Source organism: Halomonas qinghailakensis (genome assembly GCF_025820815.1).
Lineage (GTDB): Bacteria > Pseudomonadota > Gammaproteobacteria > Pseudomonadales > Halomonadaceae > Vreelandella > Vreelandella qaidamensis.
This window is the reverse complement of sequence record NZ_CP096973.1, coordinates 1,661,623-1,688,275: the sequence shown is the minus strand read 5'-3', so window position 1 is coordinate 1,688,275 and position 26,653 is coordinate 1,661,623. Positions and strand designations below refer to the sequence as shown.

Genomic DNA, 26,653 nt, shown 5'->3' with positions numbered 1-26,653 from the left:
GAACTAGAACGGAGATATCGTTTACGTTTAAACCAAAAGACTCATCGGTCTTACTGCTAACCATCGTTAGCGCTGCCACTCTGGAGAACTCACTCTACTCTTAGCCACTGGGCATGCTTTTACATTAGAGCCCTCTTACTAAATAATGACGCCAGCCGAGCAGCTTTAAAGGTTATTCAATATTCTGAATCTGCTCTCGCATCTGCTCAATCAATACTTTTAGCTCCACCGCGCAGCGGGTGGTTTCGGCGACTACCGATTTTGACGATAGCGTGTTGGCTTCGCGGTTGAGTTCCTGCATTAGGAAATCCAGACGGCGGCCTTTGGGGCCTTTTTGGGCTAACTGGCGGCTGACTTCTTGTACGTGCGCCGTTAGGCGATCCAACTCTTCATCTACATCGGCTTTTTGTGCCACCAGTACCAATTCGGCTTCCAGGCGTTGCGGGTCGAGTTCGGTTTTGGCGACGTCTAAGCGTTCCAATAGTTGGGCGCGCTGGCGCTCTAAAATTTGCGGCAGCAGGCTGCGCACGGTGGCTACCTGCTCGCTTACAGCCGTTAGGCGGGTGGTGATCATCTCAGCGAGTTTTTCGCCCTCCCGGGCGCGGGCGTCGATCAACTCGTCTAGCGCTTGGTCAAACAGCGTTTTGGCAGCGGCTTTAATGGCGTCTTGATCAAGGTGCTGGGTTTCCATAACGCCGGGCTGGTTGAGTATCGCCAGCGTGGTGGGCGGCACGGCACTGGGCACCTGTTGCTGAATAGCGGCCAGGGCATCGGCAATCTCTTTCAACCGTTGCACATTTACCGCAGGAGCTTGGTTGGTTTCCGCGGCTTCAAAACGCAGGCTACATTCGACTTTGCCTCGCGCTAGGCGTGTGCGTAGGGCATCGCGCAGCACCGGCTCTAGCTCGCGCAGGGCGTCGGGTAGGCGAAAGTGCGGCTCCAGATAGCGCTGGTTCACCGAGCGGATTTCCACCTGCAGGGTGCCAAACGGGGCGGCCTGCTCGGTGCGGGCAAAGGCGGTCATGCTGTGTACGTGGCGTGGGTTAGCCATTAAAAATTCCTGTTCATCGCGCATTTAGGTCAGTCTACCCGATCTTGTGCTGGTAGATACGTCTGCCTTGAATAGGCCCATCAACGGCGTCGCTGACGTGTACAATGGTGGGCTTTTCCACTGATAAATTGATGTGAGGTGTTATGCGTCCTGATGTTGTTCGCCCTAGCGGTCGTGAAGCCGACCAGCTCCGTGAAATTCGCATAACCCGCGATTACACCCGCCATGCAGAAGGGTCGGTACTGGTGGAGTTTGGTGATACCAAAGTGCTGTGTAATGCGAGTGTGGAAGCGGGCGTACCGCGCTGGCTGCGTGGCAAAAATCAGGGTTGGATCACCGCTGAGTACGGCATGCTACCCCGTGCCACTCACACCCGCAGTGGCCGTGAAGCGACGCGTGGTAAACAGGGTGGCCGTACGCTGGAAATTCAGCGCTTGATTGGCCGTAGCCTGCGCGCAGCGGTTAACTTGAAGAAGTTGGGCGAGTTCACCATTACCGTGGATTGCGATGTGATTCAGGCCGATGGTGGCACGCGCACCGCTGCGATTACCGGCGGCTGTGTGGCGCTGGTAGATGCCATTCGTTATCTGCAGCGTGAGAAGAAGATCAAAGGTGATCCCTTTAAGCAGCTGGTTAGCGCGATTTCGGTGGGTATTTATAAAGGCGTACCGGTACTGGACTTGGATTATCCGGAAGATAGTAAAGCTGACACCGATCTGAACGTGGTGATGACTGAAAACGGCGAGCTAATTGAAGTCCAGGGTACCGCAGAGGCGGGGGCGTTTAACCGTACCGAGCTGAACGCGATGCTTGATCTCGCTGAGAAAGCTGGCTCCGAGCTGCGCGAAAAACAGCGCGAAGCATTGGGTATTCGCGGCTAAACCGTTAGTTAGCAAGCACTCAACGCGCCTACGCAAACAGGCCAGCTTATAAGCTGGCCTGTTGCTGAGACGGGTAATGCGACGCGGGAAAGTGAGCGCTTACAGCGCTAAGTCATACTCAACGATCAGCGGTGCGAACTCGGAGAAGGTCGCATCGTAATCAATCCACGCGTCGACCACATGGCGACGGAAGTTGGGGCCGACCAGCTGGTAGTCGATCCGCCAGCCTTCTTGGCGCTCTCGGGGCACGTCTTGGTCGAGCTTTGGCCACCAGGTATATTCACCCGCATCGCGATTAATTTCGCGGAAGGTGTCGATAAAGCCGGTTGGGCCAAGCACCTGATCCATCCAGGCACGCTCTTCCGGGCGGAAACCAGAGGTTAGCTGATTGTCCGACCAGTTGGCCAAATCGATGGTTTTATGGGCAACGTGCCAAGTACCACAGATGATGTATTCGCGACGTTTGCGCGACATCTTCGTTAGGTACTCTTGGTACTGCTCCATAAACGCCTGTTTGGCTTTTTGATCACTTCCATCAGGCATCAAGAAGGTGGCAATGCTGAAGCGGTCATAATCCGCCTGCAGAAAGCGCCCTTCGTGATCACACTGAGGGAACCCAAGACCATACATAATCGCCTTGGGAATTTTGCGGCAATAGAGTGCCACGCCGGAGAAACCATCTTCTTCTGCATCCAGGAAGTAGCCTTCGTAGCCTTCTGGATAGAGAATATGGTCGTCCAGTTCAAAACTTTTTGCCTTGATGTTCTGCACGCAGATCACGTCGGCATCCTGCTGAGCCAGCCAGTCCAGGAAGCCACGGTCGACGGCATCACGTATACCATTGACATTGATGCTGGCAATTTTCATAAATCGTCCCTTTTGCGTCGCTGCTGTATGATACCCGACGTTTAGACGTTTGGGTAAATAGACAAACCCAATCTTGCTGTTTAACTCTGATTTATTACTGCGTTTACTTAGATTTCTATTACTTACATTCCTATCGACAAGAGAAGACCATCGTGGCTACCACTCTACAACCCTATCAGCGCGATTTCATTGCCTTCGCTATTGAGCAGGGCGTGCTCAAGTTTGGCGAGTTCACGCTTAAGTCGGGGCGAGTAAGCCCTTACTTCTTTAACGCGGGCCTGTTTCAAACCGGTCGTGCCCTGGCTAAGCTGGGCCGTTTTTACGCTCAAGCCATTGTCGATAGTGGCCTGCAAGCGGATGTGCTGTTCGGCCCAGCCTATAAAGGCATTCCCCTGGCGGCGGTCACTGCCGCGGCCCTAGCCGACCACCACGATCGCGATATGCCCTACGCGTTTAACCGTAAAGAGGCCAAAACCCACGGCGAAGGCGGCAATATTGTCGGTGCACCACTGGCCGGCGATATTTTGATCATTGACGACGTGATTACAGCCGGTACGGCTATCCGTGAAGTGATGAGCCTAATTGAGCAAAGCGGTGCCCGCGCAGGTGGCGTGATTATTGCGCTTGATCGTCAAGAGCGCGGCCAAGGCGAACAAAGCGCTATCCAGGAAGTCCAGGCTCAGTACGGCATGCCGGTTGTCAGTATTGTCACCTTAGAGCAAGTGCTTACTTACCTTGAAGAGCATGCTGGCGGCGAAATGCTGGCTTACGCCGAAGCGGTACGCGCTTATCGCGACCGCTACGGCATCGCGGGTTAGTCGCTACTTACCGCTTAATGCGCCAGCGTAATCTTGCTGGCGCCACGCCTCATAGCTGACGATGGCAACGGCGTTAGAAAGGTTCAAGCTGCGGTTATTGGGCTGCATGGGGATGCGCAGCTTCTGTTCTGCGGGTAGCACAGCATGGACCTGGGGCGACAGCCCTGCGGTTTCCGAACCGAATAGCAGTACATCGCCCGGCGCGAAAGCCGCGTCGCTGTGGGCTCGGGTGCCTTTGGTGGTAATCGCCCATATCGTGCGCCCCTGCATTGCCGCTTGAAACGCCGTAAAATTAGCATGGCGGGTAACATTGGCTAGGTCACGGTAATCTAGTCCGGCGCGGCGCAGCTTTTTCTCTTCGAGATCAAAGCCCAGCGGTTCAATTAAATGTAATCGGCAGCCATTGTTAGCCACCAGGCGCATAATGTTACCCGTATTGGGTGCCATACGCGGTTCAAATAGCGCTACTTCAAACATTACCACCTGCCTATTATTAACTCATTGTGCGTTCGCCCAGCGCCGCTGATTGTAATGGAATTTGCCTAGAAACACTTGTAGAGGTCACCCTTCACCATGACGCCCCAACCGCCAAAGAGCATTCTTAGCCGTATTAAAGGGCTAAACCCGCGCCAGCAGGAAGCGGTGCGCTATATCGATGGCCCCTGTTTGGTCTTGGCGGGCGCGGGGTCTGGTAAAACCAGCGTTATTACCACCAAAATCGCCTATCTGGTGCAAGAGTGCGGCATGAGCGCGCGCAAAATAGCGGCGGTTACCTTCACCAATAAAGCCGCCAGGGAGATGAAAGAGCGCGTTGGGCAAATGCTGAAGGGTAAAGAGGGCCACGGGCTAACGGTGTCGACGTTCCACAATTTAGGCCTGACTATTATTCGCGGTGAGTTGAAAACACTAGGCTACAAACCAGGCTTTTCGTTGTTTGACCCAGAAGATGCCAAAGCACTGCTGCGCGATCTAATGAACAAAGACGCTCAGGTAGACGCCGAGCAGATCAACGCAGTGCAGAGCAAAATCTCCACGTGGAAGAACGATTTAGTGCTGCCCAGTGACGCGCTTTCTTTTGCCGCGGATGATGACGAGCACTTTGCCGCACGGGTTTATGAAGCTTACGTGCGCCACTTAAAAGCCTATAACGCGGTGGATTTTGACGACCTGATCCTACTGCCGGTGGTGCTGCTACAACGTGACCCAGAAGCCCTGGCCCGCTGGCGGAACAAAATTCACTATATGTTGGTGGATGAGTATCAGGACACTAACGTTTCTCAGTACCTACTGGTGAAACTGCTGATGGCCGAACGGGCGACCTTTACCGTGGTTGGCGACGACGACCAGTCGATCTACGCATGGCGCGGGGCCCGGCCTGAAAATTTGGTGACCCTTGGCGAAGACTTCCCGCGCCTGAACGTTATCAAGCTGGAGCAGAACTACCGCTCGACCGGCACCATTTTGCGTGCGGCCAACACGTTAATTGCTAACAACCCTCACGTTTACGATAAAACCTTGTGGTCGGATATGGGCGATGGCGCGCCGATTCGGGTCATCGTCAACCGTCATGAAGAGGCGGAGTCCGAGCGGGTAGCCAGCGAAATGCTGACTCGGCGTATCAAAGAAAAAGCAGAATGGCGAGATTTTGCGGTGCTCTATCGGGGTAACTTCCAGGCACGTTTATTAGAGCTCAAGCTGCAGCACTACCAAATTCCCTACAAGCTTTCCGGCGGTACGTCGTTTTTCTCGCGCAACGAGATCAAGGACACCATGGCCTATCTGCGGCTGTTAATTAACCCTGCTGACGATAACGCCTTTTTACGTATTGTGAACGTGCCCCGCCGGGAAATAGGCCCTGGCACGTTGGAAAAGCTAGCCAACTACGCAACAGAGCGTTCAATTTCGCTGTTTGCTGCCTGCCACGAGCTAGGGTTAGAGCAAACGCTGCCGACTCGGGCCGTAGAGCGGCTTTCCCGCTTTACGCACTTTATTGATGGCGTGCGTAAACGCATGGATCAAGACGATGCCATCGCCGCCATTCGCGACATGCTGCGCGATATGGATTACGAGGCCTGGCTGTACCAAAATGCCAGCGCCCCAACCGTTGCTGAACGGCGTATGGCCAACGTATGGATTTTGATTGATCAGCTAGAGAAGTCACTAAACCGCGACCCAGAAGATGCCGATGACTCCACCGCAACGGAAACAGACGGCGTAGAAGCCGCCATTTCCTGCCTAGTGCTTCGGGATATTCTTGAGCAACAGGCTGAAGAAGACGACTCAGACCGTGTGCAACTACTCACCATGCACGCCTCGAAAGGACTGGAGTTTCCCCATGTGTATTTGATGGGCTTAGAGGAAGATCTGCTACCCCACCGCAATGCTATTGAAATGGGCACCGTGGAAGAGGAGCGCCGCTTGGCTTACGTTGGGATTACACGAGCAAGGCGTACCCTGACACTGACATTAGCCCGCCAGCGTAAAGCGTATGGTGAACTAATGGACTGTCAGCCCAGCCGCTTTTTAGACGAACTGCCCGCTGATGATTTGGAGTGGGAGGGCCGCGCCGATAAAGAAGACCCCGAGAAAAAGCAGGCACGCGGGAAAGACGCGATTGCCGGGCTGCGTTCCTTGTTGGGTTAGCGGCAAGTCATAAGAACACAAAAAAATATCCACAGGGGGGGGGGGTTCAAAACCCACCTGTGGATAGATTACACAACATTATTACAACAACAGCTTATTGCACTTCTGACACCATGTAATCGACAACGGCCATGATCTCTTCGTCAGAGGCACTGCTACCACCACGTGGCGGCATCACGCCTTTGCCGTTAAACACGCTTTCGTATAACGCATCGACACCCTGCTCAAGGCGCGGCGCCCACGCATCAGCATCGCCAATCAAAGGGGCACCAGCAACACCTGCCGCGTGGCAAGCCACACAACCAGCACTGGCATAAAGCGCTTCGCCATCTAAACCGCTGCCACCACTAGAAGCTTCCTCTTCGCTAGCTGCAGCGTCTGCGGTGCCTTCATCGGCACTGGTTTCCTCTGCTGCGGCCATATCATCGCTAGCGCTCTCTTCCGTCGCCTCTGCAGCCGCTTCTTCGTCACCGCCACCTAGCTCGGGAACGTCCATGACAGGCTCCACCATATACGCTGTCGCCGCTTCCATCTCTTCGTCTGACAGGTTGGGGTTGCCGCCACGAGCAGGCATTGCACCAATACCGTTAATCGAGTGCTCTAGCAGTGTCGCGAAACCTTGTTCGGTACGCTCAGCCCACGCAGCTTCATCACCGCGAATAGGGGCTCCCGCTGCGCCCGTTTCGTGGCACGCCATACAGACGTTGTTGTAGATACCTTCGCCATCAACTTCGTCACCACCACCGCTGCTAGCGGCGGCTGGCGCTGCTGCGGTGCCACAGTCTTGGCCTTGCAAGCAGAGTTGACCTACCGGCGCTAAGCGCTCAGCGATTGCGTCACGTGCTGCGTCTTGAGCATAAGCACCGGATGTGCCTGCCATGACGCCTAGGGCCGCCAGCCCGCTCATGATCAGCTTAGATTTCACTCTCACCACCTCTTGAGTTTTGTCATAAAACGTTTTGTGCTTAACCCCTGCGCGCGGCAGCGACATCATCAACCTGCGGCAACCGGAACGCCAAGACGTGCATATCGCATTAGTATACCGAGAACGCCAAGCGTAAGAAAATGCTACTAAGCGCGGCAATTCAACCTAAACTTAGCTTTATGCTTAATTCAGCGGTTTAAAAACCGTATCAATGTTCAGCTATTTAGCACCAAGCCAGCAAACGCTGCTGAGCATAACGCGTAAAGCCTGCCTGAGCATATACACGCTTTGCTGGAACATTCTGTGTATCGACAGTGAGCGTAATGTCGCGGGCTTCCGCCTTGCTAGCCAACGCCTGCGCTTGTTGAATAATTTCCTTGCCCATTCCCCCGCCACGCCAATCAGGTAGCAGCCCCATCAACTGCAATGACCAGCGCTGTGTAACAGGGTTGGAAGCAAGTAATAATACACCGATAGTTTCCCCCTGATGTTTAAGCTGATACCAGTTATCTGGGGCATTCGGCGCTTGGTCATAAAATCCCGCTAGTAACGCGTCAATGGTGAGCACTTCGCGAAGCTCTGGGCAGTCTAACGAGCCTTCGCTTACTTTCTCTACTAACGCCCGCTGTTGAGCGGGAGTCAATTCAGCAAAGGGGCTTAGTATCAGTAGATTAGCGGGTGATTGAACGGTTTGGCACTGCCACACAAGATGCTCCAGAGTGGCAAGCGCCCGCATACCGTGGGTCACTAACCTTGTTTCCCAGCTGGCCGCATCGTCGGATAACGCCACATGGCATAGCGCAATCGGCTGCTCGTTTACCCAGCCCTGCAAGGCTTTCAACAACGCATCAACTGACGAATTATGCTGCCTGGGTAGCCAAAGCTGCGCCATTTGATTAGCCAATGGCTGTACCCAGGCGGCGGCTTCGATATGGCCCGCTTGAGTGGCTATCCAAAGGCCTTGCCATACAGTGTCAGGACCCGCTTTTACGGTTGATAAGGCATGCTGCAATGCAGGTTGTTGCGCAGGATCATGCACGGCAGCTAACTGCAGCAATGCTTCACGCCGTTGTTCACGTGGGCACTGCATTACTGTGGTAGTTAAGGAGCGATGGCCGAAAGGAGAATGACGTGTCATGTTACGTTCCTGAGTAGCCCGCCATGAATGAAAGTAGCCCGCCATGAATGAAAGGAGTCATCCATCGATATGCGCATTTTACTGGTTGAGGACGACCCCAGTTTAGCGTCAGGGATTCGTATGGCGCTAAAACCTGAGCACTATACGGTAGATCATTTAGCCGATGGCGATAACGCGCTTCATGCGCTTAAAAATGAACCCTTTGATGCGGTCATCCTGGACCTTGGTTTACCAACGATCGATGGAATGGAAGTGCTGCGCGCTATTCGGCGACATGGCAGCCAACTGCCTATTTTAGTTCTGACCGCCCGCGATGCGGTGGATAACCGTATCGAAGGGTTGGATGCAGGAGCCGACGATTACCTCACCAAACCCTTCGAGGTAGCAGAATTAAAAGCGCGCCTGCGTGCTTTATTGCGCCGCAGTCAAGGGCAAAGCAGCGGCTTACTCAACTGCCGGGGAATTAGCCTGGACCCTCAGACCTTACAGGTCAGTTATCAACATAAAGTGATCACGCTTTCGCGTCGTGAGCTGACATTACTACAGGAGTTTATGAGCCACCCAGGTCGTGTCTTTACCCGCGATACCTTAACGCGTTTAGTGTACGGCTGGGAGGAAGAAGTCGAGAGTAACGCTATCGAAGTTCATATCCACCACTTACGACGAAAGCTGTTTCCTGAGGTTATTCGCACCGTGAGAGGGATCGGCTATGTCATGGATAAATCATAATGGTTAACGTACACAAGGCAAGCGCATGAGTTCTATTCGTCAACGCACCCTGGGGCTTGCGCTGCTTGTGTTTGGCGCGAGCATGCTAGTGATTGGCTTTATTAGCTATCGCTATGCCGCCCATGAAATCGAAGAACTTCACGATGCTAGCTTGGCACAAAGTGCCCGTTTGCTAGAAGGATTACTACAGGCACCACTGCCCGATAGCGACCGTACGCTTTTACTAGAAAGTGTGGAGAGTGCGCTGCTTAGTGCCGAGCAATCCAATCATCGTTTTGCAGATCATCGCTATGAGAGCAAGCAGGCGTTTCAGCTTTGGGATGGCGATCGCCTACTGCTGCGTTCCGCCAGCGCCCCCGAAATACAGCTTACCCAGCAACCATCTGGTTATTCAACGCTTACAGTGAATCAACATGACTGGCGCGTTTTTGTTCTGGAAATAACAGGCACTAACAAACGCGTAGTGGTGGGCGAACGAGAGGACGTTCGTGGTGAATTGATCAGCGCAGTAGCACTGCGTACCTTATTACCTGATCTTATTGGCTTGCCCTTATTGACACTATTACTGTGGTGGTCAATTGGCTGGGGGCTTGCCCCCCTATCACGGATGGCAGAGCAAATCCGTGCCCGCGATCCCCACCACCTAAAGCCACTGACGCTTCATCCACTTCCCCAGGAACTGGAAACCATTTCTAGCGCCCTAAACCGGCTGTTGGAACAGCTGCGACAGCTGCGTATTCGCGAAAAGCGTTTCATTGCCGACGCTGCCCACGAACTACGCACCCCCTTGGCGGTACTTGATTTGCACGCGCAAAATGCACTGACCGCTGACAATGCCGATGACAGAAAAGAAGCGCTGCATCATTTACGCAGTGGAGTGAAACGTTCAACGCGGCTAGTCTCTCAACTCTTAACCCTGGCGCGCTTAGACCACGAAGAAGAACCGCTGTCAGAGTATCACCGCTGTAATGTATTACACGAAGCTCGCGAAACGTTGGCAAAGCTTGCGCCACTGGCCGCCGAGCGACAACAACCGTTGTTATTAGAGGCAGACGACTCGGCTAAATGGGAAATAGAAGCGGAACCAGGAGCTATTGAGGCGCTGGTGCAAAATCTGGTGGGTAACGCCATTCAACACTCGCCTGCTCAAAGCGCTATTACGATCACGCTTAAAGCATTAGCGAAAAGTGTTATTGTCATTGTTGATGATCAAGGGCCCGGTATCCCTGCAGCACAACGCAACCAGCTGATGGAGCGATTTCAACGTGCTGGGCCTGGTGCTGGCGCGGGTTTAGGTTTATCCATTGTCGAGCGCTTGGTCAAACGCCATCAGGGCGTCTTACTGCTTGATGAGGCCCCTAGCGGTGGGCTTCGTGTGCGCGCAACGTTTACCAGGAACGCCCTATCTCAACGCCAACCAAAAAATAATCGGCCATAAAGGGGCCTGTTAAGGTTCCCATAAGAATTCCGTGCAAGTGTGAAAGTACAAGACAGGCAAGCGGTTAACGACCTGTCTATTCATACGACGGAGATTCCCTGATGAATATGCTAGTCCATACCCCCAAACCACTTATCCAGTTTGGTGAAACACCACTGCTTATTACGCCAACAACAAAGCAGATAACACCTGAAAGTCCTGCGTTATCGGTGCTGACGGATTTTACTCAGGTCAGACCCCAGGCAGTAACCGCGGATACGCCTATCGACGATGCTCATTTACAAATGCGCCATGGCGGTGTTCGCCTGTTGTTTGTTCTCGACAAAGCTAACCACTGCATTGGCGTACTGACTGCCAAAGAAGTCATCGGAACACGGCGCATTAACTTGGCGATGCAGCAGAGAAATCTTGATCGTACGGAAATTACAGCCGACATGATTATGACGCCCTGGCAAAAGCTTAGTGCGATGCCATTTGAGCAACTTAACTCATTAACGATTGAAGACCTTGTGCTTTCTATGGAGCGCTTTACAGAGCAGCACTTATTGATTACTGAGCATAAACAAAATCAACCATTAAGCGTACGCGGTATTATTTCTGCCACCGATATACAGCACGCGATGGGCAATAAAACCACGATGAAAGTCACCTCTTCAGCAGTGCCGACTGCCAGTAGCTTTGCCGATATTTGCAAAGTCATTACCGGGCACGATTTATAGTCTCGACATCAAATTTATAGTCATTAAGTAAAGCTAGAAAACCTACTAACAGTATTAAAAAAACGCCCCTTATCAATGATAAGGGGCGTTTTTTTTAGCTAAATTAGCTGCTAATTTAAAATAGCGCTGCGTTTATCAACAAATGCGCAGCAATACTGGCAGCATACCCCAGCAAAATAGCCGGTGCCCAGCGCAGGTGGCCCGCAAAAGTATAAATACCTCGGGCTTGGCCCATTAACGCAACCCCCGCCGCAGAGCCCATTGACAGCAGGCTACCACCAACACCAGCAGTCAATGTGATCAGCAGCCAGTTACCTTGCGACATATCGGGCGCCATGGAAAGCACCGCAAACATCACCGGAATGTTATCGACTACCGCCGAGATAAGCCCCAAAACAACATTGGCCCACACAGGATTCCAACTGCCATACAAGGTTTCTGACAATAGACTTAAATAGCCCATAAAGCCCAGGCCACCGACACACATCACAACTCCGTAGAAGAAGAGCAGCGTGTCCCATTCTGAGCGGGCAATACGGCTGAAGATATCAAAAGGAACAACGCTACCCAGTTGCTCAAGCTTATTCCAGTCACCACGGCGGGAATAACGTTCACGCTTGCGCTCCAGGGAGCGTGGCAGACTGCGGCGCAGGTAGTAGCCAAAGAACTGCAGTAGGCCAAGACCAAACATCATGCCCATCGCAGGCGGCAGATAAAGAACCGAATGGCACAATACGGAAATAGCGACAGTCACCAAAAATAGCGCGATGATGCGACGCGAACCACGCTTTAACCAGACGTTTTCGGTGAGCGCTGCAGGTTGGCGGTTAACAATGAATAAATTCATGATCACCGACGGCACGATAAAATTGACAATAGCAGGCACCAAGAGCGCAAAGAAGCCGCCAAACGGCACCTGGCCTGCCTGCCACACCATCAACGTGGTGATATCACCAAACGGGCTGAACGCACCGCCTGCGTTTGATGCTACCACCACGTTGACACAGCACAGACTAATGAACTTTTTATCGCCTTCAGCCACTTTCAGCACCACCGCGCACATCAGCATCGCCGTGGTCATGTTGTTGGCAATGGCAGAAATACCAAAGGCAAGACATCCCGTAATCCAAAACAGACTGCGATAACTAAAGCCTTTACGTACTAGCCAAGCCCGCAGGGCATCAAAGATACGGCGTTCTTCCATAGCGTTGATGTAGGTCATCGCTACCAGCAAGAACAGCAACAACTCAGTGTATTCAAGCAGCGTTTCTTTAAACGCTGCTTCCGCTTCTTGCGGCATGCCCGCCTGTACATAGACCCACGCCACCAACGCCCAGATAAGCCCGGCGGCCACTAGTACAGGCTTGGATTTACGCATGTGAATTAGCTCTTCGCTCATTACCAAGGCGTAGGCAAGAACAAAGATGACAACAGAGGCAATACCGGCAAACGAAGCAGTCAGATCTAACGGGCCAGAAGCGGCATAAGAGAGGGTGGGAAAAGCAAACAAACACAACGCAATCAACAACCAAGCAAACCGGCAAGTAGACTGCCGCATTGCAAGGACGTTAGGTGGTTTCATAGTAAAGTGATCCTGGCAGGGTTGGAAGAGACCGCCACGATGATAAGCACACTAACTAAGTGCTGCAACGCAGCGATCACGCTAAAGATGCGGCCATTTGCCGCATCTTGTAAAGCCGTTTTACAGTGCCAGAAACATTTATTTTGTGGAGGTCTACTCGACCGTTACGCTCTTGGCTAAATTACGTGGCTGATCCACATCGGTGCCTTTCAAGACTGCCACGTGGTAGCTCAGAAGCTGCAGGGGCAGCGTGTATAAAAGCGGCGCCAGTGCTTCGTGAACATGAGGAAGTGTTAATACGCGAACGCCATCTTGCTCGCTGATTCCTACACGCTCATCGGCAAACACAAACAGCTGACCACCGCGGGCACGGACTTCCTGTAGGTTCGACTTTAGCTTTTCGAGCAGGTCGTCGTTAGGGGCAACTGAAATCACCGGCATTTCGCTGTCTACCAGCGCCAGCGGCCCGTGCTTTAACTCTCCAGCGGGGTAAGCCTCTGCATGAATGTAGGAAATTTCCTTAAGCTTTAGCGCGCCTTCTAGCGCAATAGGATAGTGAGCACCACGGCCTAAAAAGAGCGCGTGATGTTTTTCCGCAAACGCTTGGGAAAGGGTTTCAACTTGGCTATCTAGCGCTAATACCTGCTGACACAGTGCAGGGAGTCCGCGTAGCGCTTCGACAATATCTTGCTGCTCTGGCTGGCCTTTAGCTTTGTTTACCGACAGCGTTAGCAGCATTAACGCAACCAGTTGTGTGGTAAATGCTTTGGTAGACGCAACGCCGATTTCTGGGCCTGCCCGTGTCATCAGCGACATATCCGATTCCCGTACCAGGGAACTGCCGGGTACGTTGCAAATAGCCAGCGACCCAACATAACTAAGCGTTTTTGCAAAACGCAGCGCTGCCAGCGTGTCCGCTGTTTCACCGGATTGCGACAGCGTGACAAACAGCGTGCCTTCAGGCACAACAGGGTGTCGATAGCGGTACTCAGAGGCCACCTCTACCTGTACTGGCACACCGGCATAGCGCTCTAGCCAGTAGCGCGCCACTAAGCCAGCATGGTAGCTGGTACCACAAGCAATAATATGAATCTGGCGGGTAGCCTGAAACAGTGTTTGGGCATCAGGGCCAAAGCTTTCAATCAATACACTGCTGCCACTTAAACGCCCTTCAAGGGCGGCACTAATGACGTCAGGCTGCTCGAAGATTTCTTTGAGCATATAGTGCCGGTAGTCGCCTTTGCTGGCGGCGCCGTCGCCATGTTCAAACGTTTGAATTGGCCGCTCAACGGGATTCCCCTGATGGTCAACGATACGGATTGAGCCTTGCTCACGAAGCTCTACTAAATCGCCTTCTTCCAGGTAAATAAAGCGGTCGGTCACTTGTAAAAGCGCTAACGGATCCGAGGCGAGAAAAGCTTCATCGATCCCTACCCCCACCACCAGCGGACTGCCCTGACGAGCACCTACCACCACCCCTGGTTCTGCAGCGCTCATCACACCAAGCGCGTAGGCACCGCCTAAGCCGTTGACGATTTGCTGGGTTGCTTCAAATAATGTCAGACCGGTTGCTAATTTTTCAGACAGTAAGTGGGCGATGACTTCGGTATCAGTTTCGGAGGTAAAGCGGTAACCGCTGGTCTGTAGGGTGTCTTTGATCTGCTCGTAGTTTTCGATAATGCCGTTGTGCACCACCGCTACTTGGTCACTACTGTGATGCGGGTGGGCGTTTTCTTCAGACGGTTTACCGTGAGTAGCCCAGCGGGTATGGGCAATACCACAGGTGCCGGGTAGCGCTGCGGTGGCTAACCGTTCATCAAGAGCGGCTACCTTGCCCAAGGCGCGGTGACGCGTTAACACACCACTGTTCAGCACCGTCATACCAGAAGAGTCATAGCCGCGATACTCCAAGCGCTTGAGGCCTTCCAGCAAAATTCCTTGCACATTACGCTGTGCAACCGCAGCAACGATGCCACACATAGCCATTTCTCCTTGGGCGTCTTAATGCGTTATTGAAACCTAACGATTCCGCGAATAGACCGCTTTATTTAACTTTTTTGACAGGGCGCGGCCAATCCAGTTTTTCAAGTTGTCTGCTGCGAGTAACTGCCAAGGCGTGCTCAGCAACGTCTTTAGCGATTGTTGAGCCTGCCCCAATCGTGGCACCTTTACCCACCGTCACCGGCGCTACTAAGGCGCTGTTAGAACCAATAAACGCATTATCACCAATCTGGGTAATATGCTTATTTACGCCATCATAATTACACGTAATAGTGCCCGCCCCGACATTCACATCACGCCCTAAACGCGCATCACCCACATAACTTAAGTGATTAATTTTACTACCTTCTCCAACATCAGCGTTTTTGGTTTCAACAAAGTTTCCTACCTTGGCTTTGACTGCTAGGCGTGTGCCAGGGCGTAGTCGTGCAAAGGGGCCAACTTGATTCAACCCTGCGGCCACCGTGTTATCAATCACGCTATGACTATCGATGACACTTTCAGCCCCAATCGTGCTGTTTTTAATCACGCAGTAAGGGCCAATCTTTACCCCTTCACCCAGCTCAACATCACCTTCAAATACACAGCCCACATCGATAAACACATCGTGGCCACAGGTAAGCTTACCGCGAATATCGATTCTTGCTGGGTCCGCCAATGCTACGCCCTGCTCCATTAACTTATCCGCTAGCTGCTGCTGATAAGCGCGCTCTAACCGGGCCATTTGTGAACGATTATTCACGCCTTCAACTTCTACTGCGCTGGCTGGCTGGGCAGTGCACACCTTCACACCTTCATCTGCTGCCATGGCAATGACATCGGTTAAGTAGTACTCGCCTTGAGCATTTTCTGCCGACAACTGGGGCAGCCACCGTTTCAGCTGGGCACTGGTCATCGCCATAATGCCGGTGTTGCATTCGTTAATGGAAAGCTGTTCAGCGTTAGCATCTTTTTGCTCAATGATAGCGACCGCTTCTCCCTCATCATTACGAACAATACGTCCATAGCCAGAGGGGTCATCTAACGTGACGGTCAGCAGCCCCATGTGCTGCTCATCCACGTGGTTAAGAAGCGCAGCCAAAGATTCGCGACGAATCATCGGCACATCGCCATAAAGCACCAACACCTTTCCGTTACCTAACTGAGACTGCGCTTGAGCCACCGCATGGCCGGTGCCTTTTTGCTCTGCTTGAATCGCAAAGGATACGTCACTCTCCGCTAGTGCTTCACGCAGTTGATCTGCACCGTGGCCAATCACAACATGGGTACGCGTGGGGTTGAGTCCACTGGCTGTGTCCAGTACGTGTTGTACCATCGGTTTACCCGCCAAGGTGTGCAGCACTTTTGGCGTTTGCGAACGCATGCGGGTGCCTTTGCCAGCGGCAAGGATAACAACATCAAGCTCTTGCATAATATTCACCTGTAACGGTTTAGCGATTGACAGCTGGTGCTTCCCAAGCGTCAATACCTAGCTCATCAATAAGTGCTTTATCGAAGTAATCCATAAAGGCGGGACTGGCTAGGCTTTGCCAATGATCACTGTCTTTCACTAGCATCAACACACTTAGATTGTTCTCAACGGCCATCTGCATCCCTTCTTCGCTACCCGCTACCGAGATTGCTGTAGACCACGCGTCTGCCCAGGCATTGGAAGGGTGAAAAACAGAAACAGAGGCAAGCTGGTGCTTAACCGGCCGACCGGTGCGAGGGTCGATAGTATGGGAAAAGCGCTCGCCATCTACTTCAAAATAATTACGATAATCCCCAGACGTTGCGACCGATAGATCTTCAAGAGGAAGAACGTGTTGCGCCTCAGGCAAACCGCTATGTGGCACCTCAATTCCGACACGCCATGGGCTTTGCTCTTCTAAATCCCGATAGCCGCGAGCAATTAATTCACCACCAATATTGACTAAATAGTTTTCAATTCCCTGCTGATCAAGGTATGCCCCAACGCGATCAGTACCATGCCCTTTAGCCACTCCCGATAGATCAGCAAACACATCGCGCGTGCGCCGCGCCTGCATAAGTTGAGTATCAACATCAACTGCCTCATAGCCAATCGTAGCCATACGCTCGTTTAGCTCAGCGTCTGAAGGCACCTCTTCAGGGCGTGCTTCGGGGCCAAAACTCCACAAGTTGACGACATCACCGACCGTAATATCAAACGCACCGTTGCTTGCTTCGGATACGGAACGACTGATCGCAAGCACTTCAATTAACGCGTTGGAAAGCGGCTGCCATTCATTCAAAGGAGCGTCATTAAAAACTATAAGCTCTGCATCATCACGGTAAGTAGACATTGCCTGATCAACGTCATTAAGTTCCGCTAGAACACCTTCTTCTAAAGCATTCGCCTCGCCTTGGGTTAACGGGTCCGCAATGGTGACTTGATAAAACGTTCCGAAAATACCGCCTTCAAAGCGAACCGGGGAATCCAGTGGTCGATCATTTTCTGAACACCCCGCTAATACGCCAGCAGCAATGAGTAGGAGCCCTGAGTATTTTAATAAACGAGAAGTAACCTTCATTTTGTTTTTCCTTGGAGATAAGGCACGGGGTCAAGATGAAAAGACCTAGCTATGAAAAACTAGCAATGAACCACCAGCTAAAAATGGAAAAACCATAGCAACCAAGCCCCAAACAACACCCGATAAATGACAAATGGCTGCATGCCCAGTTTTTTGATCACTACCAGGAAATAGTGAATACACACATAGGCGCTAATACCTGAGAGTAAGGTGCCTACTAACATTGCCGGTATATCGATGAGCTGGGGATCTTTCAATAAGCTAATTGCCTCAAGCCCCCCTGCCAGAACAATAACGGGGATTGACAGTAAAAACGAAAACCGTGCCGCACCTTCTCGGCTCATACCCACCATTAACGCCGCTGTTATGGTGATACCTGAACGGGATGTGCCTGGAATAAGCGCCAACACTTGGGCACCTCCAATAATGAGCACATCCTTTAACGTCATCTGGTATTCGCTACGAGTGCCACGTTTTTTCCAGTCTGCATAACCAAGTAACAGGCCAAAAACAATCAAACTGGCACCAATAATCAACGTAGAGCGCATGTAACCCGAGATCAGGTCATGAAGCAAAAAGCCGACAATACATACGGGCAGCGTGGCAATCACGACCCAAAACGCCAATACAGCATCGTCGTTAACCTCTTGGCCGCGAAGTGCGGTCAAGCTACTAACGATCATTCTGCCTATTTCGTGTCGGAAATAGATAACCACCGCGCTTAAACTACCAAGATGCAATGCCACATCAAAGGCAAGGCCCTGGTCTTCCCAGGTAGTCAGCACCGGTACCAATATAAGATGAGCCGAACTCGATATGGGTAAAAATTCTGTAAGCCCCTGAACTACCGCTAACACAACTACCTGGAACCAATCCATGGGTTATCCTGTGTTTAACTATTCTTGATGGCATTCATGTGTTTGATGACACTCATGCGCTTGCAATGGCGCTAAGGATACACATCCCTTAATTCATTGTCCGCATTCAGCATACGAGCAAATTCACAAGAAGGTATAGAGCCAAGGACGCGGTACGCTACAATAGGTACTCATTAGTAATGCGCGATCCTGTAAGGTCACCCATGACTCAGACCGTAGAATCACCAGTGGTTCCCAAGCATGAGCTAGATAGCCGAGAGGCCAAACGTGTCACTTATATAGGCGCCTGGCTAGATGGCTTGTTGAGTGTTGTTAAAGTCGTGGTTGGCTTTTGGGTAGGCTCCGCGGCGCTCATTGCCGATGGTATCCATTCACTTTCAGACCTTGTGACTGATGGTTTTGTGTTGGCCGCTATTCACTACGGTCGTCAGGAACCAGATGACGACCATCATTACGGGCACGGCCGTATCGAAACCCTTACAACACTGCTATTGGGTAGTGTATTGATTTTTGTGGCTGGCGGTATTGCTTGGTCTAGCCTGGATCGATTATTTAATGGTACGGAAGTCAATGCTCCAGGTGCAGTCGCTATTGTTATCACAATTATCGCTCTGTTCAGTAAAGAGTGGATTTTTCGCTATACCATGCGCGTTGCTAAACGCGTTAAATCCAAGCTGTTAGAGGCGAACGCCTGGCATTCACGTAGCGATGCACTTTCCACTGCGGTAGTGCTGGTCGCGTTAATTGGCGCGCAGCTTGGTTTTGGCTGGCTAGACGCCGTCGCGGCCATTATCGTTGGCTTACTGGTGGGTAAAGTAGGCTGGGATTTACTGTGGGAGTCCGCGAGAGAACTCGTGGATACCGCACTCCCTGAAAGCGTTCAACAGCAAATGCACGATGTTGCCTGTAGCGTGCCAGGGGTTGATAGCGTGCATGATCTACGCACCCGTCAGTCCGCAGGCTGGGTAATGGTGGACTTGCATGTGGTGGTCGGACCAAAAATTACCGTGTCAGAAGCCCATGAAATCGGCAACGAAGTGAGCCGTCGCCTACGCCATGAATTCCCACTACTCACCGATGTTATTTTTCACGTAGACCCTGAAGACGACGCCGGAGAAGGCGATCCTAGCCGACTTCCCGGCCTACCTCTGCGGCCCGAAGTAGAAGCCGCGCTGAACGAGCGTTGGTATATGCATCCTGTTTGGCGCACGTTAAACGAGCTTCAACTCCACTATCTAGACGATAAGGTATCGGTATCGCTGATTATAGGCGATTCAGTACACCAGCCACCTCAGTGTCTTGCCAGCCAGTTAAAAGCGCTAGCCAGCGATATTGAGTGGCTGGGCCATGTGGAAGTACTGTTTATTACCCGCGCGGCCAGCAGTGCGATGCGTTAACCTGCGTTACACGCTTGCCAATACGACCGTCGCAATACTGAAGTAAATTAATACCCCGGTGGCATCAATTAGCGTGGTTACCAATGGCGCTGACGCAGTGGCAGGGTCGACCTTAAAGCGCTCTAATACAAACGGTAGGCACATACCAATCATGCTGCCAAACAAAACGATGGTCACCATGCTTAACGCCACGATAATGGCAACTGCTTCGCCGCCACGAAAAATCCCTATTGGCGTTACCGCAATTGCCATGGTGATACCCAAAGAGCCAGCCACCAACAGCTCACGGCCGAGCATTTTGCTCCAGTCTTTCACCCCCACATCGCCAGTTGCCATACCGCGTACCATCAGCGTGGCTGCCTGAGCGCCTGCATTACCGCCACTGCCAATCAGCAGCGGTAGAAAAAATACCAGTGCCACTTGGGCGGCAATCGTATCCTCAAAATAGGCGATCCCCGCGCCAGAAAATAAGTTAGCGAATACTAGTAGTACCAGCCAAAACACCCGCTTACGGTAAAGGCTCCACAGCGGAACGCGGCTAACACCATCCTCTAACTGGCCGATAGACATCCCCTTGTGGATATCTTCAGTTGCTTCAGACTCGGCAACATCCATCGCATCATCGTGGGTAACAATACCGACCATGCGTCCATCCGCATCCAAAACAGGCAGTGCCAGCAGGTCATAGCGAGCCACAATCCGCGCCACCTCTTCTTGCTCTTCATCTACCGGGGTGCTGATAACATCTTTGATCATGATGTCATCAACCAACGCCCCTGGGCGAGCCACCATCAGCTGGCGTAAAGACATCGTTCCTATTAACTGGCCGTCGCTATCAAGTACATAGAGCTGATACACCGTTTCCGCATCTGGAGCGGTTTGGCGTACCCGCATCATGGCTTGCGACACCGTCATGCCACTGGCTATAGCGACATAGTCAGAGGTCATGATGGCGCCTGCGGTACCTTCTTCGTAGCTTGCAAGGCGCTTTAGGTCTTCCCGTTCCTGGTGCGCCATACGCCGCAACAGCGCTTCGCGTCGGTCTTCACCAAGCAGATTAAATAAATCCGCCCGTTCATCGGAGCCCATTTCTTCGAGAAGCTTTAGCACTTGGGTATCCGACAGTTTCCCAACTACCTCAAGCTGACTCTCTCTTGGTAAGTAGCCCAGAACATTAGCGGCACGCTCAGTAGAAAGAGTATCAAGTATGGCAAGCGCTGCCGGAAGTTCTTCATCGTCTTCGATGAGTTCTTCTAGCACCTCACCAATATCTGCCGAACGGATTTCGGATAAACGTGCTGCCAACAGCGTTTTATCTGCTTTTTCTTTATTTAGCTCGTCAAGCAGCTCGGATTTTAATTCCTGTAAGGCTTCATCATTCAATGACATCGCTATCTCCCTTTGTGCAGACGCATAGTGTGCAGATGGGGTGTTACAGCCGAGCATCCCTACTCTGTGGATCTACGCTGAGTGCGTTTTCCTATGGTACCAGACAAAAAAAACGCTCCTTAAACCCTAACGGGCTCCAGGAGCGTTTTATTCACGCGAGTGCGTGTTTTACTAGCCTTTACCCGCCTTCTTACGCAGCTGTTGAATCGTTCGTAGCTGTGCAACGGCTTCGGCAAGTTCAGCGGCAGCACGCGTATAATCCAGCTCTGCTGACTTCTCGTTAAAAGCTTTCAGCGCTTGCTGACGTGCTTCTTCGGCAGCGGCCTCATCGAGGTCGCTAGCACGCGCCGCAGCGTCTGCCAGGATCGTCACAACATCCGGCTGGACTTCCATGAAGCCACCCGAGACAAAGAAGTTCTCTTCCTTGCCATCATCGTGGATCACGCGGATTGGGCCCGGCTGAAGCTCGGTCAGCAGCGGGGCGTGACCCGGCAAAATGCCGAGGTCACCCATAATCCCGGAAGCGACTACCTGCTCAACACTGCCTGAGAAGATAGATGCTTCAGCGCTGACGATATTGCAAGTGAAGCTATTCGCCATAGCGAATCCCCCTAGTGGACGGGATTACTTCTTCATCTGGTTGGCTTTTTCGACAGCTTCGTCGATGGAGCCGACCATGTAGAAGGCCTGTTCCGGCAACTCGTCATACTCACCCGCGAGGATGCCCTGGAAGCCACGAATCGTATCTTTCAAAGAAACATACTTACCGGGCGAACCAGTGAATACCTCAGCAACGAAGAATGGCTGCGACAGGAAACGCTGGATTTTACGCGCACGAGATACGGCCAGCTTATCTTCATCAGACAGCTCGTCCATACCCAAAATCGCGATGATATCCTTCAGTTCCTTGTAACGCTGCAGAACGTTCTGTACGCCACGAGCTACGTTGTAGTGCTCTTCACCCACTACCAACGGATCTAGCTGACGCGACGTAGAATCCAGCGGGTCGATAGCCGGATAAATACCTAGCTCAGCAATCGAACGCGCAAGTACGACGGTGGCGTCAAGGTGCGAGAAGGTGGTCGCCGGCGACGGGTCAGTCAAGTCATCGGCAGGGACGTAAACGGCCTGCACAGACGTGATAGAGCCGGTTTTAGTCGAGGTGATACGTTCCTGCAGAACGCCCATCTCTTCAGCCAGCGTCGGCTGATAACCTACCGCAGACGGCATACGACCCAGCAGGGCAGACACTTCGGTACCAGCCAGGGTGTAGCGGTAAATGTTATCGACGAACAACAGTACGTCACGGCCTTCATCACGGAATTTCTCAGCGATGGTCAGACCAGTCAGTGCTACACGTAGACGGTTACCGGGGGGCTCGTTCATCTGACCGTAAACCAGCGATACCTTGTCGATAACGTTGGATTCAGTCATTTCGTGATAGAAGTCGTTACCCTCACGCGTACGCTCACCGACACCGGCGAATACAGAGTAGCCGCTGTGTTCGGTGGCGATGTTGCGGATAAGCTCCATCATGTTAACGGTTTTACCAACACCCGCACCGCCGAATAGACCAACTTTACCGCCCTTAGCGAACGGGCAAACGAGGTCGATAACCTTGATGCCGGTTTCCAACAGCTCATTGGAAGCTGCTTGGTCAGCGTAGCTTGGTGCTTTACGGTGGATTGGCATGCGCTCTTGCTCGCCAATCGGGCCAGCTTCATCAATCGGCTCACCGAGCACGTTCATGATGCGACCTAGCGTTTCCTTACCGACGGGTACGGAAATCGCGGTACCTGTGTTGGTCACGTCCAAGCCACGTTTCAAGCCCTCAGTAGAGCCCATGGCAATGGTGCGCACCACGCCGTCGCCCAGCTGCTGCTGGACTTCGAGGATGGTCTCAGCATTAGAGACCTTCAGCGCGTCGTAGACCTTGGGCACAGAGTCCCGCGGAAACTCTACGTCAATCACCGCGCCGATGATTTGTACGATACGTCCGCTCATCTTGGTTCCTCTCAAAAACCTGCAAATGAAACCTGTCTGCCGGGAGCTATCTTTGCGATAGCTAGCTCCCTAGGCGTTATACGGCAGAAGCGCCGCCGACGATCTCGGAAATTTCCTGGGTGATGGCGGCCTGACGGGCCTTGTTGTATACCATCTCCAGATCGTCGATCAGGTTGCCCGCGTTATCAGTGGCACTCTTCATAGCGATCATTCGGGCGGCCTGTTCGCACGCACCGTTTTCGACTACCGCCTGATACACCTGTGATTCGATGAAACGAACCAACAGGCTGTCTAGCAACGCCTTGGCATCCGGTTCATACAGGTAGTCCCAGCTTCCGGGACGGGCGTTTTCTTCGTCATGCTTCGCGTCTGCGCCCATATCGGACGACAACGGAAGAAGCTGACGTACGACTGGCCGTTGCGTCATGGTGTTAACAAATTCGTTATACACCACAAACAAACGGTCAAGGCGTCCTTCGTCGTACGCTTCTAACATGACCTTGACACTACCGATCAGTCCTTCGACAGACGGCGATTCTCCCAATCCGCTCTTGGCAGCAACTAGGTTGCCTCCATAGTTGCGGAAAAAGGCGCCGGCTTTAGAGCCGAGGGCACAGAAGTCTAGCTCGGCGTCTTGCTGTTTCCAGACAACGGCATCTTTCACCACTGCCTTAAACAGGTTGACGTTTAAGCCGCCACACAGACCGCGGTCAGTAGATACCACAATGTAACCAACGCGCTTCACCTCATTACGCTCGACCATGTAGTCGTGCTTATATTCGGGGTTTGCGTCAGCAATGTGGCCTACCACATTACGAATCTGCTTGGCATACGGCTGGCCAGCCTTCATCAGATCTTGTGCTTTACGCATCTTAGATGCAGCCACCATTTCCATGGCGCTGGTAATCTTCTGCGTATTTTTAATGCTCCCGATCTGGGTGCGTATCTCTTTTGCAGCTGCCATAGCGATCTACCCTTCGTTCGTGGCTCTCAGAAAGCATGCAAGCCCGCCCGCAGGCGGGCCGGACATTACCAGCTCTGAGTCGCCTTGAACTTCTCGAGACCTGACTTCAAGCCGTCCTGAATCTCGCCGTTGTAGTCGCCGGTCTGGTTGATCTTATCGAGCAGGTCGTTGTGCTCAGACTTCATGTAGTCGTGCAAAGCACGTTCGAAGTCCAACACTTTATCGACGCTCACATCATCCAGGTGACCTTCGTTAGCGGCGTACAGAGACAGCGCCATTTCCGCCACTGACATCGGCGAATACTGCTTTTGCTTCATCAGTTCGGTAACGCGTTGGCCATGCTCAAGCTGCTTACGGGTCGCTTCATCAAGGTCAGAAGCAAACTGTGAGAATGCCGCCAGCTCACGGTACTGAGCCAAGGCCAAACGAACACCGCCACCCAGCTTTTTGATAATCTTGGTCTGCGCTGCACCACCAACACGAGAAACCGATAGACCTGCGTTAATTGCCGGACGAATACCGGAGTTAAACAGGTTGGTTTCCAAGAAGATCTGACCATCAGTGATCGAGATTACGTTAGTCGGAACGAACGCAGAAACGTCACCGCCTTGGGTTTCGATAATCGGCAGTGCGGTCAAAGAACCGGTTTTGCCTTTCACTTCGCCGTCAGTAAACTTCTCAACGTAGTCAGCATTAACGCGCGCAGCGCGCTCAAGCAGACGCGAGTGGAGATAGAAAACGTCACCAGGATAGGCTTCACGACCCGGCGGACGACGCAACAGCAGAGATACCTGACGGTATGCCACAGCCTGTTTGGAAAGATCGTCATAAACGATCAGTGCGTCTTCACCACGGTCACGGAAGTACTCACCCATGGTGCAGCCAGAATAAGCAGCCAAGAACTGCATCGGTGCCGGATCGGCAGCGCCAGCAGCGACAACGATGGTGTGTTCCATCGCGCCATGCTCTTCTAGTTTGCGTACCACGTTAGCAATAGTCGACTGCTTCTGACCAATTGCCACGTAGACACAGGTAACGCCTTTGCCTTTCTGGTTGATAATCGCATCGATAGCAATGGCAGATTTACCAATCTGACGGTCGCCGATGATCAGCTCACGCTGACCGCGACCGATTGGCACCATAGCGTCGATAGACTTCAAACCAGTTTGGATCGGCTCGTCAACAGACTGACGGGTAATAACGCCAGGCGCTACTTTTTCTACCGCGTCGGTCATTTTGGCGTTGATATCGCCTTTGCCGTCGATAGCATTACCCAGCGCATCGACTACGCGACCTACCAGCTCTGGGCCTACCGGCACTTCAAGGATACGCCCGGTACACTGGGCAGTCATACCTTCTTGAAGTTGCAAATAGTCACCCAAGACAACGGCACCAACGGAGTCACGCTCCAGGTTCAGTACCATGCCAAAAATGCTGTTAGGGAATTCGATCATTTCACCGAACATCGCGTCTTCGAGGCCGTGAATTTTCACGATACCGTCGGAAACGCTGACGATGGTGCCCTGATTACGGGCTTCGGATGCGACGTCAAGCTTCTCAATTCGCTGCTTGATGATGTCGCTGATCTCGGAAGGATTCAGTTGCTGCATGCCATGTCCCTCAGACTCAAGCGGTCAGCGCTTCGGAAAGGCGGTTCAATCGACCACGTACCGACCCGTCAATGACGGTATCGCCGGCACGTAGGATGACACCACCAATAAGCGTCTTGTCCACCTGAGTAGTAATGGAGATTTCGCGATTCAGACGTTTCTTGAGTGCGTTCGCTAGCTTGGTCTGCTGTGCGGCAGTCAGCTTGTACGCTGACGTTACTGTCACTTCAACACGCTGTTCATGTTCGGCACGCAAGTACTCAAACTGTTCAGCAATGAAAGGCAGTGCCAACAAGCGCCCTTGGTCAGCTAGGGTATCCAAAAACCGCGACAGGCCTTCTTGCTTTTCCGATAACATATCGGAAAGCAGAGCTACCTTTTTGTCGTTCTCAAGTTTTGGACTACCCAGCAGACGACGAACGTCGCTGTTGGCAACCGCAGCACTTAAAAAACCAAGCGCCTGGGACCAGCTATCAAACGCCTCATGATCACGCGCGTATTCAAACGCCGCCTTAGCGTAAGGACGAGCGACGGTAAGTAATTCCGCCATGGGTCACCTCCTTACAGTTCAGCAGCAAGCTCATCAAGTAACTTGCGATGTGCTTTCTCGTCGACCGAAGCTTCTAGTACACGCTCAGCACCAATGATGGCGAGGTGAGAAACCTGGGCACGAAGCTCGTCTTTTGCACGATTCACTTCTTGCTCGATTTCTGAACGTGCACTTGCCATTAGGCGTTCGCCTTCAGCGCGGGCCTGTTCACGTGCTTCTTCGATCATCTGAGCTGAGCGCTTGTTGGCTTGCTCGAGAATTTGAGAAGCCTGCTCCTTGCTTTCACGCAGCGTTTGTTCTGCACGCTCTTGAGCTAGCTCAAGGTCACGAGTAGCACGGCTGGCTGCGTCTAAGCCATCAGCAATTTTTTTCTGACGCTCGTGAAGAGCGTTGCTGATCGGAGGCCACACATACTTTATGCAAAACCAGACAAAGATCGCGAAGGCGATCGTCTGCCCGATAAGCGTCATGTTGATATTCACAGGGATGTACCTCTGACAAGTTCGTGGCGACCGGAGTGAAACAAAACCGAGCGGGT

Annotated in this window: 24 protein-coding genes; 7 read left to right on the top strand and 17 right to left on the bottom strand. The window is 52.5% G+C overall.

Annotated features, from left to right (window positions below; translation table 11 throughout):
* Window positions 1-172: 172 nt before the first annotated feature.
* Entirely contained in the window at window positions 173-1,051 is an 879-nt protein-coding gene (locus M0220_RS07960) for a YicC/YloC family endoribonuclease (RefSeq protein ID WP_264019090.1), read from the bottom strand.
* Window positions 1,052-1,194: 143 nt separating this feature from the next.
* Between M0220_RS07960 and rph the strand changes: the two genes are divergently transcribed.
* Window positions 1,195-1,932: a ribonuclease PH gene (gene rph, locus M0220_RS07955; protein WP_030071563.1), complete on the top strand. Its 738-nt coding sequence runs from the start codon at window positions 1,195-1,197 to the stop codon at window positions 1,930-1,932.
* Between the two features lie 99 nt (window positions 1,933-2,031).
* On the opposite strand, the gene M0220_RS07950 is transcribed toward rph, so the two are convergent.
* Window positions 2,032-2,799, bottom strand: coding sequence for an exodeoxyribonuclease III (locus M0220_RS07950; RefSeq protein WP_009723298.1), 768 nt, complete (start codon window positions 2,797-2,799; stop codon window positions 2,032-2,034).
* A 152-nt stretch (window positions 2,800-2,951) separates the two neighbouring features.
* Between M0220_RS07950 and pyrE the strand changes: the two genes are divergently transcribed.
* A complete protein-coding gene (pyrE, locus tag M0220_RS07945) occupies window positions 2,952-3,617 on the top strand; it encodes an orotate phosphoribosyltransferase (RefSeq protein ID WP_030071566.1) in 666 nt (221 codons plus the stop codon).
* Window positions 3,618-3,620: 3 nt separating this feature from the next.
* Here the strand turns inward: pyrE and M0220_RS07940 are convergent, their stop codons facing one another.
* Window positions 3,621-4,094, bottom strand: a complete 474-nt coding sequence (locus M0220_RS07940) for a tRNA (cytidine(34)-2'-O)-methyltransferase (RefSeq protein ID WP_264019088.1) — start codon at window positions 4,092-4,094, stop codon at window positions 3,621-3,623.
* Window positions 4,095-4,190: 96 nt separating this feature from the next.
* Between M0220_RS07940 and rep the strand changes: the two genes are divergently transcribed.
* Window positions 4,191-6,260 carry a DNA helicase Rep gene (gene rep, locus M0220_RS07935; protein WP_264019086.1) on the top strand — a complete coding sequence of 690 codons (2,070 nt, stop codon included), beginning with the start codon at window positions 4,191-4,193 and terminating at the stop codon, window positions 6,258-6,260.
* Between the two features lie 94 nt (window positions 6,261-6,354).
* Here rep and M0220_RS07930 read toward each other — a convergent pair whose 3' ends face one another.
* A complete protein-coding gene (locus M0220_RS07930; RefSeq protein WP_030071572.1) occupies window positions 6,355-7,185 on the bottom strand; it encodes a c-type cytochrome in 831 nt (276 codons plus the stop codon).
* 223 nt (window positions 7,186-7,408) lie between these two features.
* A complete protein-coding gene (locus M0220_RS07925) occupies window positions 7,409-8,323 on the bottom strand; it encodes a GNAT family N-acetyltransferase (RefSeq protein WP_264019085.1) in 915 nt (304 codons plus the stop codon).
* Between the two features lie 69 nt (window positions 8,324-8,392).
* Here M0220_RS07925 and M0220_RS07920 point away from each other — a divergent pair, with 69 nt between their 5' ends.
* The 3 genes from M0220_RS07920 to M0220_RS07910 all read left to right on the top strand — a co-directional run bounded on the left by M0220_RS07920 (window position 8,393) and on the right by M0220_RS07910 (window position 11,209).
* The gene (locus M0220_RS07920) at window positions 8,393-9,052 is read left to right on the top strand and encodes a response regulator transcription factor (protein WP_264019084.1); all 660 of its coding nucleotides are present in this window, start codon (window positions 8,393-8,395) and stop codon (window positions 9,050-9,052) included.
* A 25-nt stretch (window positions 9,053-9,077) separates the two neighbouring features.
* Window positions 9,078-10,490, top strand: coding sequence for an ATP-binding protein (locus M0220_RS07915; RefSeq protein ID WP_264019082.1), 1,413 nt, complete (start codon window positions 9,078-9,080; stop codon window positions 10,488-10,490).
* Between the two features lie 101 nt (window positions 10,491-10,591).
* On the top strand, window positions 10,592-11,209 hold the full coding sequence (locus M0220_RS07910; RefSeq protein WP_264019081.1) for a CBS domain-containing protein: 618 nt from the start codon (window positions 10,592-10,594) through the stop codon (window positions 11,207-11,209).
* A 115-nt stretch (window positions 11,210-11,324) separates the two neighbouring features.
* Here the strand turns inward: M0220_RS07910 and nhaD are convergent, their stop codons facing one another.
* The 5 genes from nhaD to M0220_RS07885 form a co-directional block, all read right to left on the bottom strand.
* Window positions 11,325-12,791 (bottom strand): sodium:proton antiporter NhaD, encoded by a 1,467-nt coding sequence (gene nhaD / locus M0220_RS07905; protein ID WP_264019080.1) that lies wholly within the window; start codon window positions 12,789-12,791, stop codon window positions 11,325-11,327.
* A gap of 153 nt (window positions 12,792-12,944) precedes the next feature.
* Window positions 12,945-14,771: a glutamine--fructose-6-phosphate transaminase (isomerizing) gene (gene glmS / locus M0220_RS07900; protein WP_264019079.1), complete on the bottom strand. Its 1,827-nt coding sequence runs from the start codon at window positions 14,769-14,771 to the stop codon at window positions 12,945-12,947.
* Between the two features lie 64 nt (window positions 14,772-14,835).
* A complete protein-coding gene (gene glmU, locus M0220_RS07895; protein ID WP_264019077.1) occupies window positions 14,836-16,203 on the bottom strand; it encodes a bifunctional UDP-N-acetylglucosamine diphosphorylase/glucosamine-1-phosphate N-acetyltransferase GlmU in 1,368 nt (455 codons plus the stop codon).
* Window positions 16,204-16,222: 19 nt separating this feature from the next.
* A complete protein-coding gene (locus M0220_RS07890; protein ID WP_264019076.1) occupies window positions 16,223-17,323 on the bottom strand; it encodes an FAD:protein FMN transferase in 1,101 nt (366 codons plus the stop codon).
* 77 nt (window positions 17,324-17,400) lie between these two features.
* Window positions 17,401-18,201, bottom strand: coding sequence for an undecaprenyl-diphosphate phosphatase (locus tag M0220_RS07885; RefSeq protein WP_030071591.1), 801 nt, complete (start codon window positions 18,199-18,201; stop codon window positions 17,401-17,403).
* Window positions 18,202-18,404: 203 nt separating this feature from the next.
* Between M0220_RS07885 and M0220_RS07880 the strand changes: the two genes are divergently transcribed.
* Window positions 18,405-19,598, top strand: a complete 1,194-nt coding sequence (locus M0220_RS07880) for a cation diffusion facilitator family transporter (RefSeq protein ID WP_030071592.1) — start codon at window positions 18,405-18,407, stop codon at window positions 19,596-19,598.
* A 6-nt stretch (window positions 19,599-19,604) separates the two neighbouring features.
* On the opposite strand, the gene mgtE is transcribed toward M0220_RS07880, so the two are convergent.
* From mgtE to M0220_RS07845, 7 genes are all read right to left on the bottom strand, one after another.
* Window positions 19,605-20,987, bottom strand: a complete 1,383-nt coding sequence (mgtE, locus tag M0220_RS07875; protein ID WP_030071595.1) for a magnesium transporter — start codon at window positions 20,985-20,987, stop codon at window positions 19,605-19,607.
* Window positions 20,988-21,158: 171 nt separating this feature from the next.
* Entirely contained in the window at window positions 21,159-21,587 is a 429-nt protein-coding gene (locus tag M0220_RS07870) for a F0F1 ATP synthase subunit epsilon (RefSeq protein WP_030071596.1), read from the bottom strand.
* Between the two features lie 24 nt (window positions 21,588-21,611).
* A complete protein-coding gene (atpD, locus tag M0220_RS07865; RefSeq protein WP_030071599.1) occupies window positions 21,612-22,991 on the bottom strand; it encodes a F0F1 ATP synthase subunit beta in 1,380 nt (459 codons plus the stop codon).
* Between the two features lie 76 nt (window positions 22,992-23,067).
* Complete coding sequence (gene atpG, locus M0220_RS07860) at window positions 23,068-23,955, bottom strand: F0F1 ATP synthase subunit gamma (RefSeq protein ID WP_030071601.1); 888 nt, start codon at window positions 23,953-23,955, stop codon at window positions 23,068-23,070.
* Between the two features lie 65 nt (window positions 23,956-24,020).
* Window positions 24,021-25,565 (bottom strand): F0F1 ATP synthase subunit alpha, encoded by a 1,545-nt coding sequence (gene atpA, locus M0220_RS07855; RefSeq protein ID WP_009723316.1) that lies wholly within the window; start codon window positions 25,563-25,565, stop codon window positions 24,021-24,023.
* A 16-nt stretch (window positions 25,566-25,581) separates the two neighbouring features.
* Entirely contained in the window at window positions 25,582-26,115 is a 534-nt protein-coding gene (locus tag M0220_RS07850) for a F0F1 ATP synthase subunit delta (protein ID WP_009723317.1), read from the bottom strand.
* Between the two features lie 11 nt (window positions 26,116-26,126).
* On the bottom strand, window positions 26,127-26,597 hold the full coding sequence (locus tag M0220_RS07845; RefSeq protein WP_009723318.1) for a F0F1 ATP synthase subunit B: 471 nt from the start codon (window positions 26,595-26,597) through the stop codon (window positions 26,127-26,129).
* Between the last annotated feature and the right edge of the window lie 56 nt (window positions 26,598-26,653).